This window comes from Streptomyces sp. CA2R106 (assembly GCF_037034245.1).
GTDB lineage: Bacteria > Actinomycetota > Actinomycetes > Streptomycetales > Streptomycetaceae > Actinacidiphila.
The window spans coordinates 86427-103356 of sequence record NZ_JBAGKC010000022.1 but is presented as its reverse complement, the minus strand read 5'-3'; the positions used below and the strand labels follow the sequence as shown (position 1 = coordinate 103356).

Here is a 16930-nt window from a genome sequence, read left to right as displayed (position 1 = left end):
CCGCAACCGAGGAACCGCCGATGACGACGAACCACCCGCCCCTCGACCCGGAACTCGGCGCCGTCCTGGCGCTGGTCCACCAGCAGCTCTCCCCGACCGTCACCGCCCAGGACATCGGCGCCCTGCGGGCCGGGCTCTTCGCCGCCCCGGGCGAGGACCTGACCCGCGGCGGCACCGTCGAGGTACGAGACCTCGCCGTCCCCGGCCCCGACGGCGCCCCCGAGGTCCCGCTGCTCGTCCTGCGGCCCGCCGGTCTGGCGGCGGGGGCACCCGTCATCTACTACCTGCACGGCGGCGGCATGATCATCGGCGACCAGCGCACCGGGGTCGGCACCGTCCTCGACTGGGCCGTCGCCAACGGCGCCGTGGTGGTGTCCGCCGGCTACCGCCTCGCACCGGAACACCCGGACCCCGCACCCGTCGAGGACTGCTACGCGGGGCTGCTGTGGGTGCACGAACACGCCGGGCGGATAGGCGGCGACCGGGACCGTGTCGTGCTCGCCGGAACGAGCGCCGGCGGCGGACTCGCGGCCGGCGTCGCACTCCTCGCCCGCGACCGGGGCGGCCCCCGGCCGCTCGCCCAGGTGCTGATGTGCCCGATGCTCGACGACCGCTTCGTCACACCGAGCAGCCGGGAACTCGACGGCGAGGGCATCTGGGACCGCACCAGCAACACGACCGGGTGGCACGCCCTGCTCGGCGAACGCCGGGGCACCGACGACGTCAGCATCTACGCGGCACCGGCCCGGGCCACCGACCTTGCCGGCCTGCCCACCGCCTTCATCGACGTCGGCTCGGTGGAGACCTTCCGCGACGAGGCCATCGACTACGCCGCCCGGCTGCTCCAGGCCGGCGTCCAGTGCGAACTGCACGTCTGGCCGGGCGGCTTCCACGGCTTCGACGCCATGGCCCCGCACGCCGCGCTCTCGCGCACCGCTTCGACGACTCGGGCCGCCTGGGTCCAGCGGCTGCTGGCCGCGGGCTGACACCAGAAGTTTCCGGCCCGGCGGTCCGCTTGACCTCGATCCTTTCGCCGGCGCCCGGCCCTGACAGAAAAGTAAGCTCTTACGTCCGATCGGGAAAAGGCATAGCTTTGCGGAAGTCGGCGATTCCGCCGCACCGATGTGCACCTTTACGCGAATACCCGCGTCCGTGCACGTCCCCACCCGCGCCTTTCCCGAATGATCGGAATTCCGTGATGCCGAGCCCCGAATCCGACGCCCTCCGCGCCGCACTGAAGTCGATGGCCGACCGTATGCGCGACCGGCCCGACATGGATCTGCCGACGCTGCGCGACATGATGGACGAACTACAGGCGCAGTCCGCGGAGCCCACCGGTGTGACGTACGAGGAGGTCGAGGCCGGGGGGCGGCCGGCGCTGTGGTGCACACCGCTCGGCTCGGCGACCGACCGCGTCATCCTCTTCCTCCACGGCGGCGCTTTCGTCGCGAACTCGAAAGACACCCACCGCAAATTCGCCGCCCATCTCGCGAAAGCGACCGGTTGCCGTGCCCTGGTGATCGATTACCGGCTGGCGCCGGAGCATCCCTTTCCGGCCCAACTCGAGGACGCGGTGGCGGTCTACCGCGATCTCCTGCGCACCGGCGTCGAACCCGGCCGTATCGCCGTCGCGGGCGATTCCGGCGGCGGCGGGCTCGCGACCTCGACCGTCCTGAAACTGCGCGACGACCACGACCCGCTGCCCGCGGGGATCGTGGCGGTCTCCCCCTGGTACGACATGGAAGCCACCGGTGAGACCTTCGACACCAACGCCGCGCACGACGTCTTCGCCAGCCGGCCGACCACGCTCGCGCTCGCCGCGATGTTCCTCGGCGAGCACGGCTCCCCCACCGACCCGCTGGCCAATCCCCTGTACGCGGACGCCACCGGACTGCCACCCGTCTATCTGACCTGCGGCGGGTACGAGACGATGCGGGCCGACGCCGAACGCTTCGCGCGCCTGGCCACGCACGCGGGCGTCGACGTCACCCTCGAAGTGGGCGAAGGGATGCAGCACATCTACCCGTTGATGGCGGGCCGCGCCCCCGAGGCCGACCGGACCGTCGCGAACATCGCGCGCTGGCTGCGTCCCAAGCTGGGGCTTTCCCGTCAGGGCGCTTCCGCGTCGTAACGCTCCCGCGCCTGCACCATGGGGCCGATGTGGTCGTCGACCCAGCGCACCAGGGTGTGCAGCCGCACGGTCAGATCCGCGCCGAGCGCGGTCAGGCTGTATGTGACCTGGGGCGGCACGGTCGGCGCCACGGAGCGTTCGACCAGTCCGGCGCGCACCAGGACCTTGAGGTTCTGCGACAGCATCTTCTCGCTGATGCCGGCGACCTCGGCGGTCAGTTCGGAGAACCGGCGCGGCCCGTCGAACAGGGCGTCGAAGATCAGCACCGCCCACCGGTTGGTGACCCGGTCGAACACCGCTCGCGGACACTGCTGGTCCAGCACGCCGACCGCGAGCGGCGTCCCCGCGGCTCGCACCTGGGACACACCTTCCACCGGTTCCATACCCGCACAACCCGCGGTCGGCCCCGGCCTATTCCGGACGGACGGCGGAGGCGAGCCGGGTCTCGGCGATCCGCCGGGCGGCCTGCTGCGGGGTCACGCCGGTCGCACGGGCCAGGTCCAGCACGTGGCTGACGGTGTCGCCGATGCGCTCCACCCGCTGCTGGGCGGCTTCGTGGCCGTAGTGCTCCGATTCCCGGCTCAGCGCGTAGACGATGCCGCCGGCGCCGGCCACGTAGTCCGGGACCCAGACCACGCCGTGCGCGGCGAGGGCGTCGGCGACGGACTCCTCGGTGAGCTGGTTGTTGGCCGGGCCGACGACCAGGGGTGCGGTCAGCCTGGGCACGGTCGCCACGCTGAGGACGCCGCCGACGGCCGCCGGGACGAAGATGTCGGCGGGCGCGGACAGCGCCTCATCGGGCTCGACCCATCCGTACCCGTACGCCAGGGCGGTGTCCTTGCGCGACCGGTCGACGTCCGATACCAGGACGCGGGCGCCCTCGGCGGCCAGGCCCGCCGCGATGCCGCCGCCGACCGAGCCGAACCCGCTGATGACCACCGTCCGGCCGGCGCTGGAGGCGCTGCCGAACACGTGCCGGGCGCCCGCGCGGAGGGCGGCCAGGACGCCGGTGGCGGTGGGACCGCCGGAATCGCCGGTGCCGCCGTGTTCGCCTGGCGCGCAGTAGGCGTACGGCGAGAAGCGCTTCAGGACCACCATGTCGTCCGGGCCGGTGCCGATGTCGGGGCCGGTCCGGTACGACCCCTCCATGGCGGCGATCAGCTCGCCCAGGTCCTCGAGCGCGGCCTCGCGCAGCCGCGCGGTGAGTTCGGTGTCCCGGCCGAGGGCGATCACGCTCTTGCCGCCGCCGAAGTCCAGACCGGCCACCGCGGCCTTGTACGTCATGGCCTCCGACAGCCGCAGCGCGTCGGCCAGCCCGTCCTGCCACGTGTCGTAGCGGCGCAGCCGGCACCCGCCGACCGCCGGGCCCAGCGCCCGGGAGTGGACAGCGACGACCAGCGGCAGCCCCGAGCGGCTGCCACGACGGACCAGGACCTCTTCATGTGCGAACGCGTGGCTCATGCGCCTGAAGCTAGAGTGACGCTCGGACGAACTGGCGCTATGCCGAACGAAATTCGGACGGCGGCCGTGGAGGGTGGTCATGGACGACATTGATTCGGCGATCGTGCGCCATCTACAGGTGGACGGTCGGCTCTCCAACCGCGCGCTCGCGGAGAAGCTCGGCATCGCACCGTCCACCTGCCTGGAGCGCACCCGGCTGCTGCACAAGCGCGGCGTCATCGAGGGGTACCGGGCCCAGGTCTCCCTGCGCGCGCTCAACCGCCCGGTCCAGGCCATGGTGTCCACGCAGGTCCGGCCGCTGCGCCGGGACGTGGTCGCCGCCTTCGAGCAGTCGGTGACCCGGTTGCCGGAGGTCGTCTCGGTCTACACGATGGCCGGCAGCGACGATTTCCTCGTCCATGTCACGGCCCAGGACATCGACCACCTGCACGCCTTCCTGCTGGACCAGTTCACCAACCGCCGCGAGATCGTCGGCTTCCGCACCTCGATCATCTACCAGCACCTCACCAACCCGGTGCTCGAGCCGCTGCCCCCCGCACCGGAACAACGCGCCTGAACATCCCGCCTGACACATCCCGCCTGGACATCGGGCACGCGGGTCAGTAGCCGAGACGTTTCTGCCGCTTCTTCTCCGCCCGGTCCCGGGCCCGCTGCTCCTCCCGGGCCCGCCACTCCGCCTCGACCTCGCGCCGGGTGTCCTCGCTGTCGCGCACCAGCTCCGCGACGCTGAACCGGCACAGGACATGCCAGTCGGTAGCGTACTCGCTGGGCAGGTCGCTGCCGACCAGCAGGAAGCCGTCGGCCGAGCGGAACAGCCGGGTGCGGGGCGGATGCCGCAGCTGGCGGGGCTGGAAGGTGGTGGCGTGGCCCTCCAGCCGGGCGAGGGCCTCCTCGCGGGTGCCGGTGAACACCTCGAGCACGGTGTTGTGCACGAAGCCGTAGCGCCCGCCCTTGGCCTCCTCGACGATCAGACCCCACCGTGTCGCCATCGACGTCGACTCCCCCCCGGAATCCGGAACGCGGCACCCGACGGGTACCGCGTTCCGCTGTCGTCCGCCGCTCCGCTGCCGGAGCCGCTGCCGGTCCGGCCTCAGCCGGTTCCCTCACGACGGTGCTTGCCGTGCGGCGCCGCCGCTTCGCCGTCCTCCGCCGAGGCCTCGCCCCGGTGCCGGCCGGCCACGTCCTCGTCCGCTCCCTGGTGCGCGTGGTCGCGCGCCTGATCGGCCCTGGTCGTGTTCGCCATCTTTCTGCTCTCCCCCTGTACCCACCTGACTACATGCTCACGCGCGGGCGTTCACCCTCGGTGACGCGGGCGAGTCTACCGAGGATCATGCCGCCGCCGGGGCAGGGGGCCTGCTGTGTCAGCGGCGCGTTCTGGAGCGGGAGCACCGCGAGCGTGCGGCGCGCCGGGGGCAGCGCGCGGGCCCGCACCACCCGCGGCGCGGGCAGTGCGCGCGGCGCCGGGGCGACCTGCGGCGGCGGGTCGTACGGGTGCAGGGCGGCGGGCGTCGGCAGGTGCAGCGGGGAGCGCGGCAGCCAGCGGGCGGCCGGGCCGAGCCAGTCCGCGGGCGCACGGCGCCAGTGCAGCCGGCGCTCGCCCGGCCGCCACAGCGCGAGCGAGGACCGCCCGCCGGGCACCGCCGAACGGAAGGCGACCACGCACGCCTCCGGGGCGAGGCTCTGCCCGGGCTGCGCGGCGACGGGCGAGAGCAGCGCACCGGCCACCCGCAGGGTGTCGGGGAAGCGCACCGGGTGGCGGCTGCCGAGCACGCCCCAGCCGAGCCGGGGCTCGCCGGTGGCGTCGCTGCGGACGATCAGCAGCCCGCTGTCCGGCTCGGCGAGCAGCAGCCGGTCGTCGCTGTCCTCGGTGAGCTGGAGCAGCGGGTTGACCTGGCCGGCGAACAGGTCGACCGCCACGGCCTTGGTCCGCCCGTCCAGTTCGCGGTCCAGGGCGAGCAGCCGCCCGGTGCGGTCCAACCAGGCGCCGCCGGTGCAGCGGCCGGGCAGCGTCAGCAGGTGCACCGGGCCGCCCCCGCTGCCGCCGCCCGCGTCGCACAGCTGCCACAGCGAGGTGACGCCGCCGCCGGCGTCGTAGCAGGTGGCGAAGGCGCCGAACGGGGCCGGCGGGAGCAGCCGCACGTCGGTGCCGGTGAGCGCGCCGATCTCCTGGCTGCCGGTGCCGGTGCCGGACGGGTAGAGCAGGGACAGGTCGTGGCGGGTCCCGGCGGGAGCGGCGTCGGCGGCGGTGCCGGCCGCCGTACCGCGCCGTACGAGCACGCGGCCGTCGGGGAGGGGGAGCACCTGCGTGCCCGGCTCCTCCGGGCGCGGACCGGGCAGCGCCACCGCGTAGGGCTCGGGTCCGTCCAGCGACCAGCGCTCGACGTACCAGCCGCCGCCCCCCTCGCCCTCCTCGCTCGGCACGGTCGCCGCCGCGAGGCAGGCCGCGTAGGCCCCGTCGGCGCTGATCGTGAAGCCGCTACGGTGCCGGGCCGCCGGTTCCGCGGCGGGCGCCCGCTCCGGCGGGGTCGGGTCCGAAAGCTGGCGGGTACCGGTCGTGTCGAGGGTCATGTGGGTTCTCCACCTCCAGCTCAGGACGGTAGTTTTCGTACTTCACGACGATCAACGCGAGCCGGGACAGTTCACACGTAAGGGTGTCGCCCCGTGCGAACCGACGCTGTCACCCGAGCCGTTGTGCTGCGTCGGCCGCTCGCATCCCGGCCGGCCGGCGCGGCGGGTAACCTTCGTAGCGTGCCCGCACCCTCTCTTGCCGACGTGCTCGCCGCTCTGGACGCCCTCTGGCCGCCGGAGCTGGCCGAGTCCTGGGACGCCGTCGGCCTCGTCTGCGGCGACCCGTCCGCGACGGTCGGCCGGGTGCTGTTCGCCGTCGACCCGGTCCAGGAGGTCGTCGACGAGGCGGTCCGGCTCGGCGCGGACCTGCTCGTCACCCACCACCCGCTCTACCTGCGCGGCACCACCACCGTCGCGCCGGTCGGCCCGGCCGGCTTCAAGGGCCGGGTGGTGCACGACCTGATCCGCGGCGGCGTGGCCCTGCTGGTGGCGCACACCAACGCCGACCGGGCCGACCCCGGGGTCTCCGACGCGCTCGCGGCGGCCGTGGACCTGCGCGTCACCGGCCCGCTCGTGCCCGACCCGGCCGACCCCGCGGGCCGCCGGGGCCTGGGCCGGCTGTGCGCGCTCGACGTGCCGATGCGGCTGGCTGACTTCGCGGCGCGGGCCGCGCGCGGCCTGCCGGACACCGCCACCGGGCTGCGGGTCGCCGGTGACCCGGACACCCTGGTCCGCACAGTCGCGGTCTGCGGCGGCTCCGGCGACAGCCTCTTCGCCGAGGTCCGCGCGGCCGGGGTGGACGCCTTCCTCACCGCCGACCTGCGGCACCACCCCGCCTCCGAGGCCCGGCAGGCCGGGCCGCCCGCCCTGGTGGACGCCGCGCACTGGGCCACCGAGTGGCCGTGGTGCGAGCAGGCCGCCGGCCAGCTCGACGAGATCTCCGACCGGCACGGCTGGAATCTGCGGACCCATGTCTCGCGGGCGGTCACCGACCCCTGGACGCTCCACGCGCCTTCCACCACGCCGGACTCCGCCGCCATGACGGACCCGTCCGCCGTCCCGTCCGCCGCGCCGGACCCCTCGGACGTGACCGGGCCGCCCGGCCCGACCAGCTCGTCGCCGAACCCGAATTCCCCTTCCAGCAGCACAGGAGCCCCCCGCTGAACGCCGCGCCCGCCGACCAGATCCGACTTCTCGAAGTCCAGGCCCTCGATGCGCGTATCGCGCAGCTCGACCACAAGCGCCGCAACCTCCCCGAGCACGCCGAGCTGGAGCGGCTGGGCGCCGACCTCGCCCAGCTGCGCGACCTGCTCGTCGCCGCCCGGACCGAGGAGAGCGACACCGCCCGCGAGCAGACCAAGGCGGAGCAGGACGTCGACCAGGTGCGGCAGCGCGCGGTCCGCGACCAGCAGCGGCTGGACTCCGGGGCGGTCACCTCCCCGAAGGACCTGGAGAACCTCCAGCGCGAGATCGCCTCGCTCGCCAAGCGCCAGTCCGACCTGGAGGACGTCGTCCTGGAGGTGATGGAGCGCCGCGAGAACGCGCAGGAGCGCGGCGCCGAACTCGCCGACCGGGTCGCGGCCTTGGAGGCCAAGGTGGCCGAGGCCGAGCAGCGCAAGAACGCCGAGCTGGAGGGCATCGACGCCGAGGGCTTCACCGTCGCCAAGGAGCGCGAGGTACTCGCCGACGCCGTCCCCGGCGGCCTGCTGGGGCTCTACGACAAGCTGCGCGCCCAGCAGGGCGGCATCGGCGCCGCCCGGCTCTACCAGAAGCGCTGCGAGGGCTGCCGGCTGGAGCTGAACATCACCGAGCTGAACGAAGTGCGGGCCGCTCCGGCCGACACCGTGGTGCGCTGCGAGAACTGCCGCCGGATTCTGGTGCGTACGGCCGACTCCGGGCTGTAGGGCGGTGGCCGCGACGGGGCAGGGGGCGCCCGACCTGGGCGCCCCGACCACGTTCGTGCTGCTGCGGCACGGGGAGACGCCGCTCACCGGGCAGCAGCGGTTCTCCGGCAGCGGCGGGACCGATCCGGGCCTGTCGGCGCGGGGACGGGCCCAGGCGGAGCTGGCCGCACGGGAGTTGGGCGCGCAGGTCCTGGCCGCGAAGGAGTTGGGCGCTCAGGAGTTGGGCGGCCCTGGCGCCGTGCACGCCGTGGTCAGCTCGCCGCTCGCCCGCTGCCGGCAGACCGCCGCCGCGGCCGCGGACCGGCTCGGCCTGGACGTCACCGTCGAGGAGGGCCTGCGCGAGACGGACTTCGGCGCTTGGGACGGCCTGACGTTCGCCGAGGCGCGGCAGCGCGACCCGGAGACGATGACCGCGTGGCTCGGCGATCCGGCCGCCGCCCCGCCCGGCGGGGAGAGCTTCGCCCGGGTCGCGGAGCGGGTGGCGGCCGCCCGGGACGCGCTGCTCGCCGCGCACCGCGGCCGGACGGTCCTGCTGGTCAGCCATGTCACGCCGATCAAGACGCTGATCCGGCTGGCCCTCGGCGCCCCGCCCGAGGCGCTCTTCCGGATGCGGCTGGACCCGGCCGCCCTGAGCGCGGTGGACCACTACGCCGACGGCAACACGTCCGTGCGGTACGTCAACGCGACCGCGCACCTGCGGGAGCTACCCGGCCGCGGGTGAGGCGCGGGCGGTTCACCCGGCCAGCGCGGCCGCGGAACGGGCCAGTTGTGTGACGCGGTCCCACGCCTTCGCCCGCAGGGCCTCCTGCGGCAGCATCCATGTGCCGCCCACGCAGGCGACGTTGGGCAACTCCAGGTAGGCGGCGGCGCGTTCGGCGTCGATGCCGCCGGTCGGGCAGAAGCGGGCGCGCGGCAGCGGAGAGTGCAGCGACTTCAGGTACGGGGCGCCCCCGGCGGCTTCCGCGGGGAAGAACTTCATGTCGGTCACGCCGAGTTCCAGCAGCCGCAGGACCTCCGAGGCCGTCGAGACCCCGGGCAGGCTCGGCAGGCCCGAGGCCCGCATCGCCGCCAGCAGGTCCTCCGTCCAGCCCGGGCTCACCAGGAACCGCGCGCCCGCCGCCTTCGCCGTCTCCACCTCGGCCGGGCCCAGGACCGTACCCGCGCCCACCACGGCGTCCGGGACCTCCGCGGCGATCGCGCGGATCGCCTCCGGCGCGGCCGGGGTGCGCAGCGTCACCTCGATCGCCCGCAGCCCCCCTGCCACCAGCGCGCGCGCCAGCGGTACGGCGTCCTCGACCTGCTCCAACACGACCACGGGGACCACGGGGGCCAGGTCCAGCACACTCTCCATGCGGCTCATCCTCACCCGCCCCCACCACCCCCCGCAACGCCCGTTGCGGAGCGCGCAACGTCCTGGCCCTGTCCGACCGGGCTGCCCCGTCCTGCCGGCACCCGGACCGCCCCGCGGTGGGGGGCTTGTCGCGCCGTTCCCCGCGCCCCTGGACAGGTGCGGCCCCTCCCGCCGGCGCAGTTGCGCCCCCTCAGTCGCCCGCCCCCCGCAGGAGCACGTCGAGTTGGGGCGAACCCGCGGGGTGCTCCACCTCGTAGCCGAGGTCGCGCAGCGCGGTGGCAAGGGCGGGAACCGTCTTGGGCGCGGCGCCGGCCATGAGGAGCGCGCGCAGCAGCTCCCCCTTGGTCGCCTTGTTGAAGTGGCTGACCACGGACCGCTTCTCGACCCCGCCCACGACCCGCACCTGGAGCACCCGGACCGTCGCCGTACGCCCCGCGAGGGCCCCTTGCGGCTTCCACGCGGCCGCGTACGCGGCGGACCGCAGGTCCAGGACGAGCCCGCCGCCGGCGACCTCGGGCAGCACCGCGTCCAGGTGCGGCCGCCAGTACGAGGCGAGCCCCCCGGTGCCGGGCAGCCGTACGCCCATCGAGCAGCGGTAGGACGGCACCCGGTCGGCGAGCCGCAGCACACCCCACAGCCCGGAGAAGACGAGGACGGAGCGCCGGGCCCGCCGCAGCGCGGACGCGTCGAGGGTGGCCAGGCCGAGCGCGTCGTAGAGCACACCGGTGTAGAGCTCGGCGGCGGGCAGGGTGGGCGCGGTGCGCAGCGCCGCGTTCTTCGCGAGTTCGCCGCGCAGCCCCGGGGTGAGCCCGAGCACCTCGGCGGCCTTGTCCGCGTCGCCCTCGCACAGCCGCACCAGCTCGTCGAGGACCGCCCCGCGCGCGGCGGTCAGCTCGGGCAGCGACAGGCCGTCCAGCGCGAGCGGCCGCCCCCGTACGGCGGTGGCCTTCCCCTCGGACGGCGGCAGCAGGACGAGCACGGGTTCTCCCTCGGTTCCGAAGACGGCGTACGGGCCGGCCGCCGTGCCTTCGCACCTCGGCCGGCCCCGTAGCAGCCTACGGCCGTACACACCCGGCTCCCGCCCCGGTCAGGGGGCGGGAGCCGGGTCGGGCCGGGTCCCGAAGAGGCCGGACGGGACCCGGCGGCCTGCGCGCCGCGCGGCGGTGCTCAGCCGCGGGCGAAGGCGAGCAGGTCGGCGTTGATCACGTCGGCCTGGGTGGTGATCATGCCGTGCGGGAACCCTTCGTACGTCTTGAGCGTGCCGTTCGGCAGCAGCTCCGCCGACCGCGGTCCCGCATTCGCGTACGGCACGACCTGGTCGTCGTCGCCGTGCATGACCAGCACCGGGAGCGTCACCTTCTTCAGGTCCTCGGTGAAGTCGGTCTGGCTGAACGCGACGACGCCGTCGTAGTGCGCCTTCGCGCTGCCGGTCATGCCCTGCCGCCACCAGTTCTGGATCACGGCCTCGTCCGGGGTCGCGCCCTCCCGGTTGAACCCGTAGAACGGGCCGGCGGCGACCTCCCGGAAGAACGACGAGCGGCGGTGCGCGGTCTGCGTCTGGAAGTCGTCGAAGACGGTCTTGGGCACGCCGCCCGGATTGCTGTCGGTGCGCACCATCAGCGGTGGCACCGCGCTGATCAGCACCGCCTTGGCCGCCCGGTCCTGCCCGTGGCGCGCCAGGAAGCGGATGACCTCGCCGCCGCCGGTGGAGTGGCCGACGTGGATCGCGTCGCGCAGGTCGAGGTGGGTGACCACGGAGGCCAGGTCGTCGGCGTAGTGGTCCATGTCATGGCCGTCGGGGACCTGGGCGGAGCGCCCGTGGCCGCGCCGGTCGTGGGCGACCACGCGGAACCCGTGGTCGAGGAAGTACATCAGCTGGGGGTCCCAGTCGTCGGACGACAGCGGCCAGCCGTGGCTGAAAACGATGGGCTGGCCGTGCCCCCAGTCCTTGTAGAAGATCTCCGTGCCGTCCCGTGTCGTCACGAAACCCATGGCTCTCCCGGTCGAATATGGGGCGATTCCCCCCGATGGGACTGTATCGCCGGGCCCGGCGCACCGCAGTCCAGCAGCAGTGCCCCTTTTCCGTTCCGGCAAACACGGTTCCGCCGCGGAATTCCCGCTGCCCCGAATTCCCGCCGCCCCCGCGTTTCCTTTTCCGGCCTAGGACCCGATCCCGTCGAACTGGCGGACCCAGTACGGGGCCTGGCCCACGGTGCCGTTCCACTGGGACACGATGAGGGTGAGCGCGTCCGCCGAGGCGCTGCCCGGGTGGATGTAGCCGCCGTAGAGGTTCGGCACGGTCAGCGAGGTGATCCGCGGGATCGGCGTACTCCACACCGCGTCCGGGCGGGACGCGCGGCGGGTGCAGATCGCCCCGAGGACCACGTCGAAGTAGCTCATGCAGTACGTGCCGCCGATCCGCTTCACCGAGAACTCGCCGGTGTTGTTGCCCGACAGGATGACCGACGGCGGCGCTGCCGTGGTCCACTGCCACGCGCCGTTCAGGTACGCCCAGTTCTGCTGCGCGCCGAAGTTGCCGTCGTGGAAGTCGCCGGGCTGGATGCGGAAGAGCTGGATCGCGCCGCCGTCCGCGGTGTTGATGTGGGTGCCGTTCCAGCGCTTGGAGAAGATGTACAGCCAGCCGTCGGGGTCGATGCCCGCGAACGACCACATGCCGTACATCGACTGGTTGACGCCCCGCACGTCGCCGTCCCAGTGGTACGGGAAGTCGGTCCAGGTCGCGCCGTAGTCGTCGGAGTACGCGACGCCGGACATCAGCGAGCCGTCGTACCCGGCGGGCGGCCCCCAGGTCGCCACGGACGTGTACTGGAGGTAGGTGCGGCCGCCGAACTCGATGCAGTCGTTCGGGATGCGGCTGACCTCCGTGCCGAACCCGTTGTTCGCGTTGTGCGTGTAGTTGAGCAACTGGCGGGCCGTGCCGTTGGGTTCGGCCCAGGTGAAGGAGATCGGGGTCGCCCCGGACGCGTCGAAGCCGGCCTGGTTGAGCATGACGGGCGAGCCGATGTACGTACCGTCCGCCTGCTGCATGCCGGCCCAGGAATCGCCGAAGACGTAGCCCCAGGTGCCGTCGTGCTCGCGGTAGTAGGGGATGCCGAGGTCGCCCGAGCCGAGGCCGACCGCGCTCGCGGAGTCGCCGGCCTGGTCGCACAGCGGGGTGCCGTTCTGAGCGGCGGCGGCCGGGGCGGCGCCGGCGAGTCCGGCGCCCAGGACGCCGGTGGCGGTGGCGGCCAGGCCCATTCCGGCCTTGAGAACGGAGCGGCGGTTCGGCCGTCCAGCGTGGGACATGGGGCGGTCCTCCAACGGTGTCGGTTCTTCCGGTGCCTTGCGGCGCGCCTGCGGCGGCCCCGACCGCGCGACGGGCGCGGGCGGGGCCATGGACGGGGGCGCCTGCGCTGCGAGTCGCGCGGGGGGCGCGGTCCCGGTGCGGCTCCTATCCCCGCCGCACCGGCGACCGTCCCCCGTTCGCCCCCGTTCCGGTGCGCGGCCGGCATCGCGCACCCGGTCGAGCACCGCGGACAGAACGCTAGGAGCGGCCGATGAAATCACGGTGAAACGGCCTGCGGCGCCCGGCCGTTGTTGCCTCGCCGCCGTCGGCCGACCGCCCCGCCGGGGGCCGCCGACCGCCTCGCCGGTGCCGGCCGACCGCCCCGCCGCTGCCGGCCGACCGCCTCGTCCGCCGTGTGTTCGCGCAGGTCAGCGCGGTGTACGCGGATCGGCCGGATATGGCCAGTCCGGTGACCTGTCCTCCCGGGCGCCCCCATACCCACACTCGGCGGCACCGGCCAGAGATTGGAGTCGCACCGTGCTGTCGACCGTGTCCCCCCTCACCCAGCAGGAGCGCCAGATGCTGCACGCGGTCGGCTGCGGCCTGCGGGACCCCGAGATCGCCGCGTGCCTGGGGCTGCCCGAGCCCGCGGTGCGCGGGATGCTCGGGCACCTGCTGGCGAAGCTGGGGCTGCCCGACCGCTCGGCCGCGATCGTGTACGCGTTCGACAGCGGTGTGGTCGTGCCCGGGCGCGGGCCGCGCCGGCCGGGCGTGCACGCGGGACCCGGCGGCGGGGGCGCCGCCGGGTCCCCCGGGCTCAGTACGGCTGAAGTCGCCGCGCACGTCGCACCCGTCTCCGTATCCGCCCTACCCGTACCCGTATCCACCCCCGTACGCGATCCGCAGGAGGAGACGCTCCGGATCTGCCTGCTCGGGCCGCTCCAGGCGTGGCGGGACGGCCGGCCGGTGGACCTCGGGCCGGCCCGGCAGCAGTCGGTGCTCGCCGCGCTGGCGCTGAGCCCCGGCCGCGCGCTCGGCCCGCAGGAGCTCCTCGACGGTGTCTGGGGCATGGAGGCACCCATGGCCAACGTCGTACCCGTCTACGTCTACCGGCTGCGCAAGATCCTCGCCGCCGCCGCGGCCGGGCAGCCCCCGGTGATCAGCCGCGACCGCTGCGGCTACCGGCTGGCCGGCGCCGTGTCCGTCGACGCCGCGCGCGTGGAACGCCACGCCACCGCCGCCGCGGCCGCCGCCCGCACCGGCGACCTCGCCGAGGCCGTACGCCTCACCGCCCGCGCCCTCGACCTCTTCCGCGGCGAGCCCCTCGCCGGCCTGCCCGGGCCCGTCGCCGAACTGGAGCGGATGCGCCTGACCGAGCGCCGCAATCTCCTGGTCCGGCGCAAGGTCGACGGCCAACTGCGGCTGGGCCGCCACACCGAGGCGATCGACGAGCTGTCCGCGCTGTCCGTCACCCAGCCCCTCGACGAGTCCGTGGCGGCCATGCTCATGTGCGCCCTCCAGAAGGGCGGCCGCCCGGCCGCCGCCCTCGAGGTCTTCGACCGCACCAGCCGCCACCTCGCCGCCGAGCTGGCGACCGCCCCCAGCGACCTGCTGCGCCGCGCCCGCCGCGCCGTCCTGCGCGGCGACACCGTCCTCCTCGACCCCGCCCAGGCGTGGCCCGCGGCCGCCGCGGGCTACGATGGGGGTACGGCAGACGAGCCGGGCGGACGGTCGCGTCGGATCACCTGTGATCCGCCGAGGAACGTCCGGGCTCCACAGGGCAGGGTGGTGGCTAACGGCCACCCGGGGTGACCCGCGGGACAGTGCCACAGAAAGCAGACCGCCGGGGACCTCGGTCCTCGGTAAGGGTGAAACGGTGGTGTAAGAGACCACCAGTGCCCAGGGTGACCTGGGCAGCTAGGTAAACCCCACCCGGAGCAAGGTCAAAAGGAGCGCCCTCACCGGCGCTCTGCGCGGACGTTCGAGGGCTGCCCGCCCGAGTCCGCGGGTAGACCGCACGAGGTCGGCGGCAACGCCGGCCCTAGATGGATGGCCGTCTCCCCGGCCGCCGCGAGGCGCCCGGGCGACAGAACCCGGCGTACAGCCCGACTCGTCTGCCACACCCACTGCCCCGGGCCCGTATCGGGCAGCCCCGATAGCCCCCGACGTCCTAAGCTGAGGCTCGGGCGGTGCCGTCGTCTTGGCGGAAGTGCACTACGGGGGGTTCAGCATTGCGTGTGCAGGGGGCGGCGACGCGCCGCTCGACAGCCCGTGGGCGGGGACGGCCGCCTTCCCCGCCCACGGCGTGGGCGCGTGTCAGCTGGTGCCGTGGTCTGCCTGCTCGACCAGGTCCGCGACCGCCCCGGGGTGGCTGACCATGGCGGCGTGCGAGGAGTTGACCTCGACGGTGTGTGCGCCGATGCGCTGGGCCATCCAGCGTTCGAGGTCCGGGCTGATCGCCTTGTCCTGCTTGGCGACCAGGTACCACGAGGGAATGGTCCGCCACGCGGCCGCTGTGGCGGCCTGGTTGAGGGCCGCCAGGTCGATCGGCTCCTGCGTGTCCGCCATGTCGGTCGCCTCGGCGGGATCGACGTCAGCGGCGAACACCTTACGGAACTGGGCCGGGTCGATGTACGCGTCGGTGCCCTGGGTTCCGTCCGGCTTGGTGTACTCCTGCTCCTGCAACGGCAGGGCCGTCGCGGGATGGTCGACCGGGTGGGCCGTCAGGTCGGCCAGCGACTCGCCGACGTCCGGCACCGAGGCCGCCACGTAGACGAGGGCCTTGACGTCCGGATCGCCCGCGGCCGCGTTGGTGATGACCTCGCCGCCGTACGAATGACCGACCAGGATGATCGGTCCCTTGATGCCGTTGAGGAAGTCCCGAACGTAGGCGGAGTCCCCGGGCAGGCCGCGCAGCGGGTTGTTCGCGGCCCGGACCGGATAGCCGTCCTTGCGCAGGCGGTCCATCGCGCCGTACCACCCGGAGGAGTCCGCGAAGGCTCCGTGCACGAAGACGACAGTCGGCTTGGGCGTGGACGTGGTGGCGTGGTGGCCGGCGGCGGCGCCGGCGGTCGGGATGGAGATGGCTGCTGCGGCGGCGAGAGCGGCGGCGACGAGCGCGGAGCGCCGGATGACAGGCGTGATCACAGGAACCTCTTGCGAGTAGAAAGAACGGTCTACCTTCTTACTGGATGAGCGTGACACGCATCCGGCGGGATGGCAAGAGAGAACGTTCCTTCTCCTTAAGAGAACGCCACTTCAGGGTGGGGTAGACCGGGTCGGCCCGCGGCCCGGATCGCGCCGGGCGGCGCTGTTAGCGTGGACTCGGTGGACATCATCGGCACCGTCGTCAGCAGTCTGCGAGCGGGGCGCGCGTACGGGCGGCGCATCAGCAAGCACGGGGCCTGGAGCATGCACTTCCCACGCTTCGCCGGCACGGGCTTCCACGTGGTGCTCGCGGGTGAGGGCCGGTTGACAGCCGCCGGCATGGAGCCGGTCACCGTCCATCCCGGCGATGTCGTGCTCGTACCCCACGGAGCCGAGCACGCCCTCGGCCATGTGTCCGCGACGACCGGCTTCGAGTTCTTCTGCGGGGTCTACCGGCTCGGTCAGGTTCCGCTGCATCCCTATCTCGGTCAGATGCCGGCCGTCGTGGTGCATCCGCGCGGTGAGGGCGACGTCGACCTGCGGGACCTGGCCGACTTCGTCGACCGTGACGTGACCCGGCCGGCGCCGGGGGAACAGGTGATGCGGGCGGCCCTCGTCGATCTGGTGGTGGTGCATCTTCTGCGTCGGACATCGGAAGAGCGGCGGACAGACGCCTGGCCGGCCGCGGCCGACTCCTCCATCGCCCCGGCGCTGCGCGCCCTGCACGACGCGCCGCACGAGCAGTGGACCCTGGAGCGGCTCAGCACGGCCTGCGCCATGTCACGTGGCGCGTTCAGCCGCCGGTTCGCGTCGGTCGTCGGCACGCCGCCGATGAAGTACCTGGCACAGCTGCGCCTCGCCGGCGGCGCACGGCTGCTGCGGGAGACCGGGGAACCGCTGGACGCGATCGCCCGGAAAGTGGGCTACTCCACCGGTTTCGCCTTCGCGCACGCGTTTCGCCGTGAGTACGGGCTCGCGCCCGGCCGCTACCGGTCGGAGCGCGGTGCGCAGATGTCACACCCGCGCATGGAACCGTCATCTTCGATCATGGTGCCGCCGCCCGCCGAATGATGCGGTGGCCT

At 73.8% G+C, this 16930-nt stretch carries 16 protein-coding genes, 1 other RNA gene and 2 pseudogenes; 9 read left to right on the top strand and 10 right to left on the bottom strand.

What is annotated here, in order from left to right:
• Positions 1 to 20 precede the first annotated feature (20 nt).
• Together WA788_RS25990 and WA788_RS25985 are read left to right on the top strand one after the other, a co-directional pair.
• The gene (locus WA788_RS25990; protein ID WP_335981167.1) at positions 21 to 986 is read left to right on the top strand and encodes an alpha/beta hydrolase; all 966 of its coding nucleotides are present in this window, start codon (positions 21 to 23) and stop codon (positions 984 to 986) included.
• Positions 987 to 1198: 212 nt separating this feature from the next.
• Positions 1199 to 2131: an alpha/beta hydrolase gene (locus tag WA788_RS25985; RefSeq protein WP_335981166.1), complete on the top strand. Its 933-nt coding sequence runs from the start codon at positions 1199 to 1201 to the stop codon at positions 2129 to 2131.
• On the opposite strand, the gene WA788_RS25980 is transcribed toward WA788_RS25985, so the two are convergent.
• The gene (locus WA788_RS25980; RefSeq protein WP_335981165.1) at positions 2110 to 2487 is read right to left on the bottom strand and encodes a winged helix-turn-helix transcriptional regulator; all 378 of its coding nucleotides are present in this window, start codon (positions 2485 to 2487) and stop codon (positions 2110 to 2112) included. The two genes, WA788_RS25985 and WA788_RS25980, sit on opposite strands and share 22 nt — an antisense overlap.
• Before the next feature lie 55 nt (positions 2488 to 2542).
• Positions 2543 to 3592, bottom strand: a complete 1050-nt coding sequence (locus WA788_RS25975; RefSeq protein WP_335981164.1) for a Glu/Leu/Phe/Val dehydrogenase dimerization domain-containing protein — start codon at positions 3590 to 3592, stop codon at positions 2543 to 2545.
• A gap of 79 nt (positions 3593 to 3671) precedes the next feature.
• Here WA788_RS25975 and WA788_RS25970 point away from each other — a divergent pair, with 79 nt between their 5' ends.
• The gene (locus WA788_RS25970) at positions 3672 to 4148 is read left to right on the top strand and encodes an Lrp/AsnC family transcriptional regulator (RefSeq protein WP_335981163.1); all 477 of its coding nucleotides are present in this window, start codon (positions 3672 to 3674) and stop codon (positions 4146 to 4148) included.
• Between the two features lie 43 nt (positions 4149 to 4191).
• Here the strand turns inward: WA788_RS25970 and WA788_RS25965 are convergent, their stop codons facing one another.
• The 3 genes from WA788_RS25965 to WA788_RS25955 all read right to left on the bottom strand — a co-directional run bounded on the left by WA788_RS25965 (position 4192) and on the right by WA788_RS25955 (position 6160).
• Positions 4192 to 4581, bottom strand: coding sequence for a hypothetical protein (locus WA788_RS25965; RefSeq protein WP_335981162.1), 390 nt, complete (start codon positions 4579 to 4581; stop codon positions 4192 to 4194).
• Positions 4582 to 4682: 101 nt separating this feature from the next.
• The gene (locus WA788_RS25960; RefSeq protein WP_335981161.1) at positions 4683 to 4835 is read right to left on the bottom strand and encodes a hypothetical protein; all 153 of its coding nucleotides are present in this window, start codon (positions 4833 to 4835) and stop codon (positions 4683 to 4685) included.
• Between the two features lie 29 nt (positions 4836 to 4864).
• The gene (locus WA788_RS25955; RefSeq protein WP_335981160.1) at positions 4865 to 6160 is read right to left on the bottom strand and encodes a hypothetical protein; all 1296 of its coding nucleotides are present in this window, start codon (positions 6158 to 6160) and stop codon (positions 4865 to 4867) included.
• A gap of 180 nt (positions 6161 to 6340) precedes the next feature.
• On the opposite strand from WA788_RS25955, the gene WA788_RS25950 reads away from it, so the two are divergent.
• The 3 genes and pseudogenes from WA788_RS25950 to WA788_RS25940 form a co-directional block, all read left to right on the top strand.
• Positions 6341 to 7324 (top strand): Nif3-like dinuclear metal center hexameric protein, encoded by a 984-nt coding sequence (locus WA788_RS25950; protein WP_335981159.1) that lies wholly within the window; start codon positions 6341 to 6343, stop codon positions 7322 to 7324.
• Positions 7321 to 8064, top strand: a complete 744-nt coding sequence (locus WA788_RS25945) for a zinc ribbon domain-containing protein (protein WP_335981193.1) — start codon at positions 7321 to 7323, stop codon at positions 8062 to 8064. Before WA788_RS25950 ends, WA788_RS25945 begins: the two co-directional genes overlap by 4 nt.
• Positions 8012 to 8785 (top strand): annotated as a pseudogene (locus tag WA788_RS25940) (histidine phosphatase family protein); the annotation flags it as partial. The gene WA788_RS25945 and the pseudogene WA788_RS25940, both read left to right, overlap by 53 nt.
• 12 nt (positions 8786 to 8797) lie before the next feature.
• Here WA788_RS25940 and eda read toward each other — a convergent pair.
• The 4 genes from eda to WA788_RS25920 all read right to left on the bottom strand — a co-directional run bounded on the left by eda (position 8798) and on the right by WA788_RS25920 (position 12721).
• Positions 8798 to 9415: a bifunctional 4-hydroxy-2-oxoglutarate aldolase/2-dehydro-3-deoxy-phosphogluconate aldolase gene (gene eda, locus WA788_RS25935; RefSeq protein ID WP_443034097.1), complete on the bottom strand. Its 618-nt coding sequence runs from the start codon at positions 9413 to 9415 to the stop codon at positions 8798 to 8800.
• Between the two features lie 190 nt (positions 9416 to 9605).
• Positions 9606 to 10394 (bottom strand): peroxide stress protein YaaA, encoded by a 789-nt coding sequence (gene yaaA, locus WA788_RS25930; RefSeq protein WP_335981157.1) that lies wholly within the window; start codon positions 10392 to 10394, stop codon positions 9606 to 9608.
• Between the two features lie 188 nt (positions 10395 to 10582).
• Positions 10583 to 11407, bottom strand: coding sequence for an alpha/beta fold hydrolase (locus tag WA788_RS25925; RefSeq protein WP_335981156.1), 825 nt, complete (start codon positions 11405 to 11407; stop codon positions 10583 to 10585).
• A 168-nt stretch (positions 11408 to 11575) separates the two neighbouring features.
• Positions 11576 to 12721 carry a DUF4185 domain-containing protein gene (locus WA788_RS25920; protein ID WP_335981155.1) on the bottom strand — a complete coding sequence of 382 codons (1146 nt, stop codon included), beginning with the start codon at positions 12719 to 12721 and terminating at the stop codon, positions 11576 to 11578.
• Here WA788_RS25920 and WA788_RS25915 point away from each other — a divergent pair.
• Positions 12720 to 14279, top strand: a pseudogene (locus WA788_RS25915) (BTAD domain-containing putative transcriptional regulator); the annotation flags it as partial. The gene WA788_RS25920 and the pseudogene WA788_RS25915 overlap by 2 nt on opposite strands.
• Positions 14280 to 14416: 137 nt before the next feature.
• Positions 14417 to 14818, top strand: an RNA gene (rnpB, locus tag WA788_RS25910) — RNase P RNA component class A.
• Between the two features lie 199 nt (positions 14819 to 15017).
• On the opposite strand, the gene WA788_RS25905 is transcribed toward rnpB, so the two are convergent.
• Positions 15018 to 15848, bottom strand: a complete 831-nt coding sequence (locus WA788_RS25905; protein ID WP_335981154.1) for an alpha/beta fold hydrolase — start codon at positions 15846 to 15848, stop codon at positions 15018 to 15020.
• A 180-nt stretch (positions 15849 to 16028) separates the two neighbouring features.
• Between WA788_RS25905 and WA788_RS25900 the strand changes: the two genes are divergently transcribed.
• Positions 16029 to 16919, top strand: a complete 891-nt coding sequence (locus WA788_RS25900) for an AraC family transcriptional regulator (RefSeq protein ID WP_335981152.1) — start codon at positions 16029 to 16031, stop codon at positions 16917 to 16919.
• The last annotated feature ends 11 nt before the right edge of the window (positions 16920 to 16930 follow it).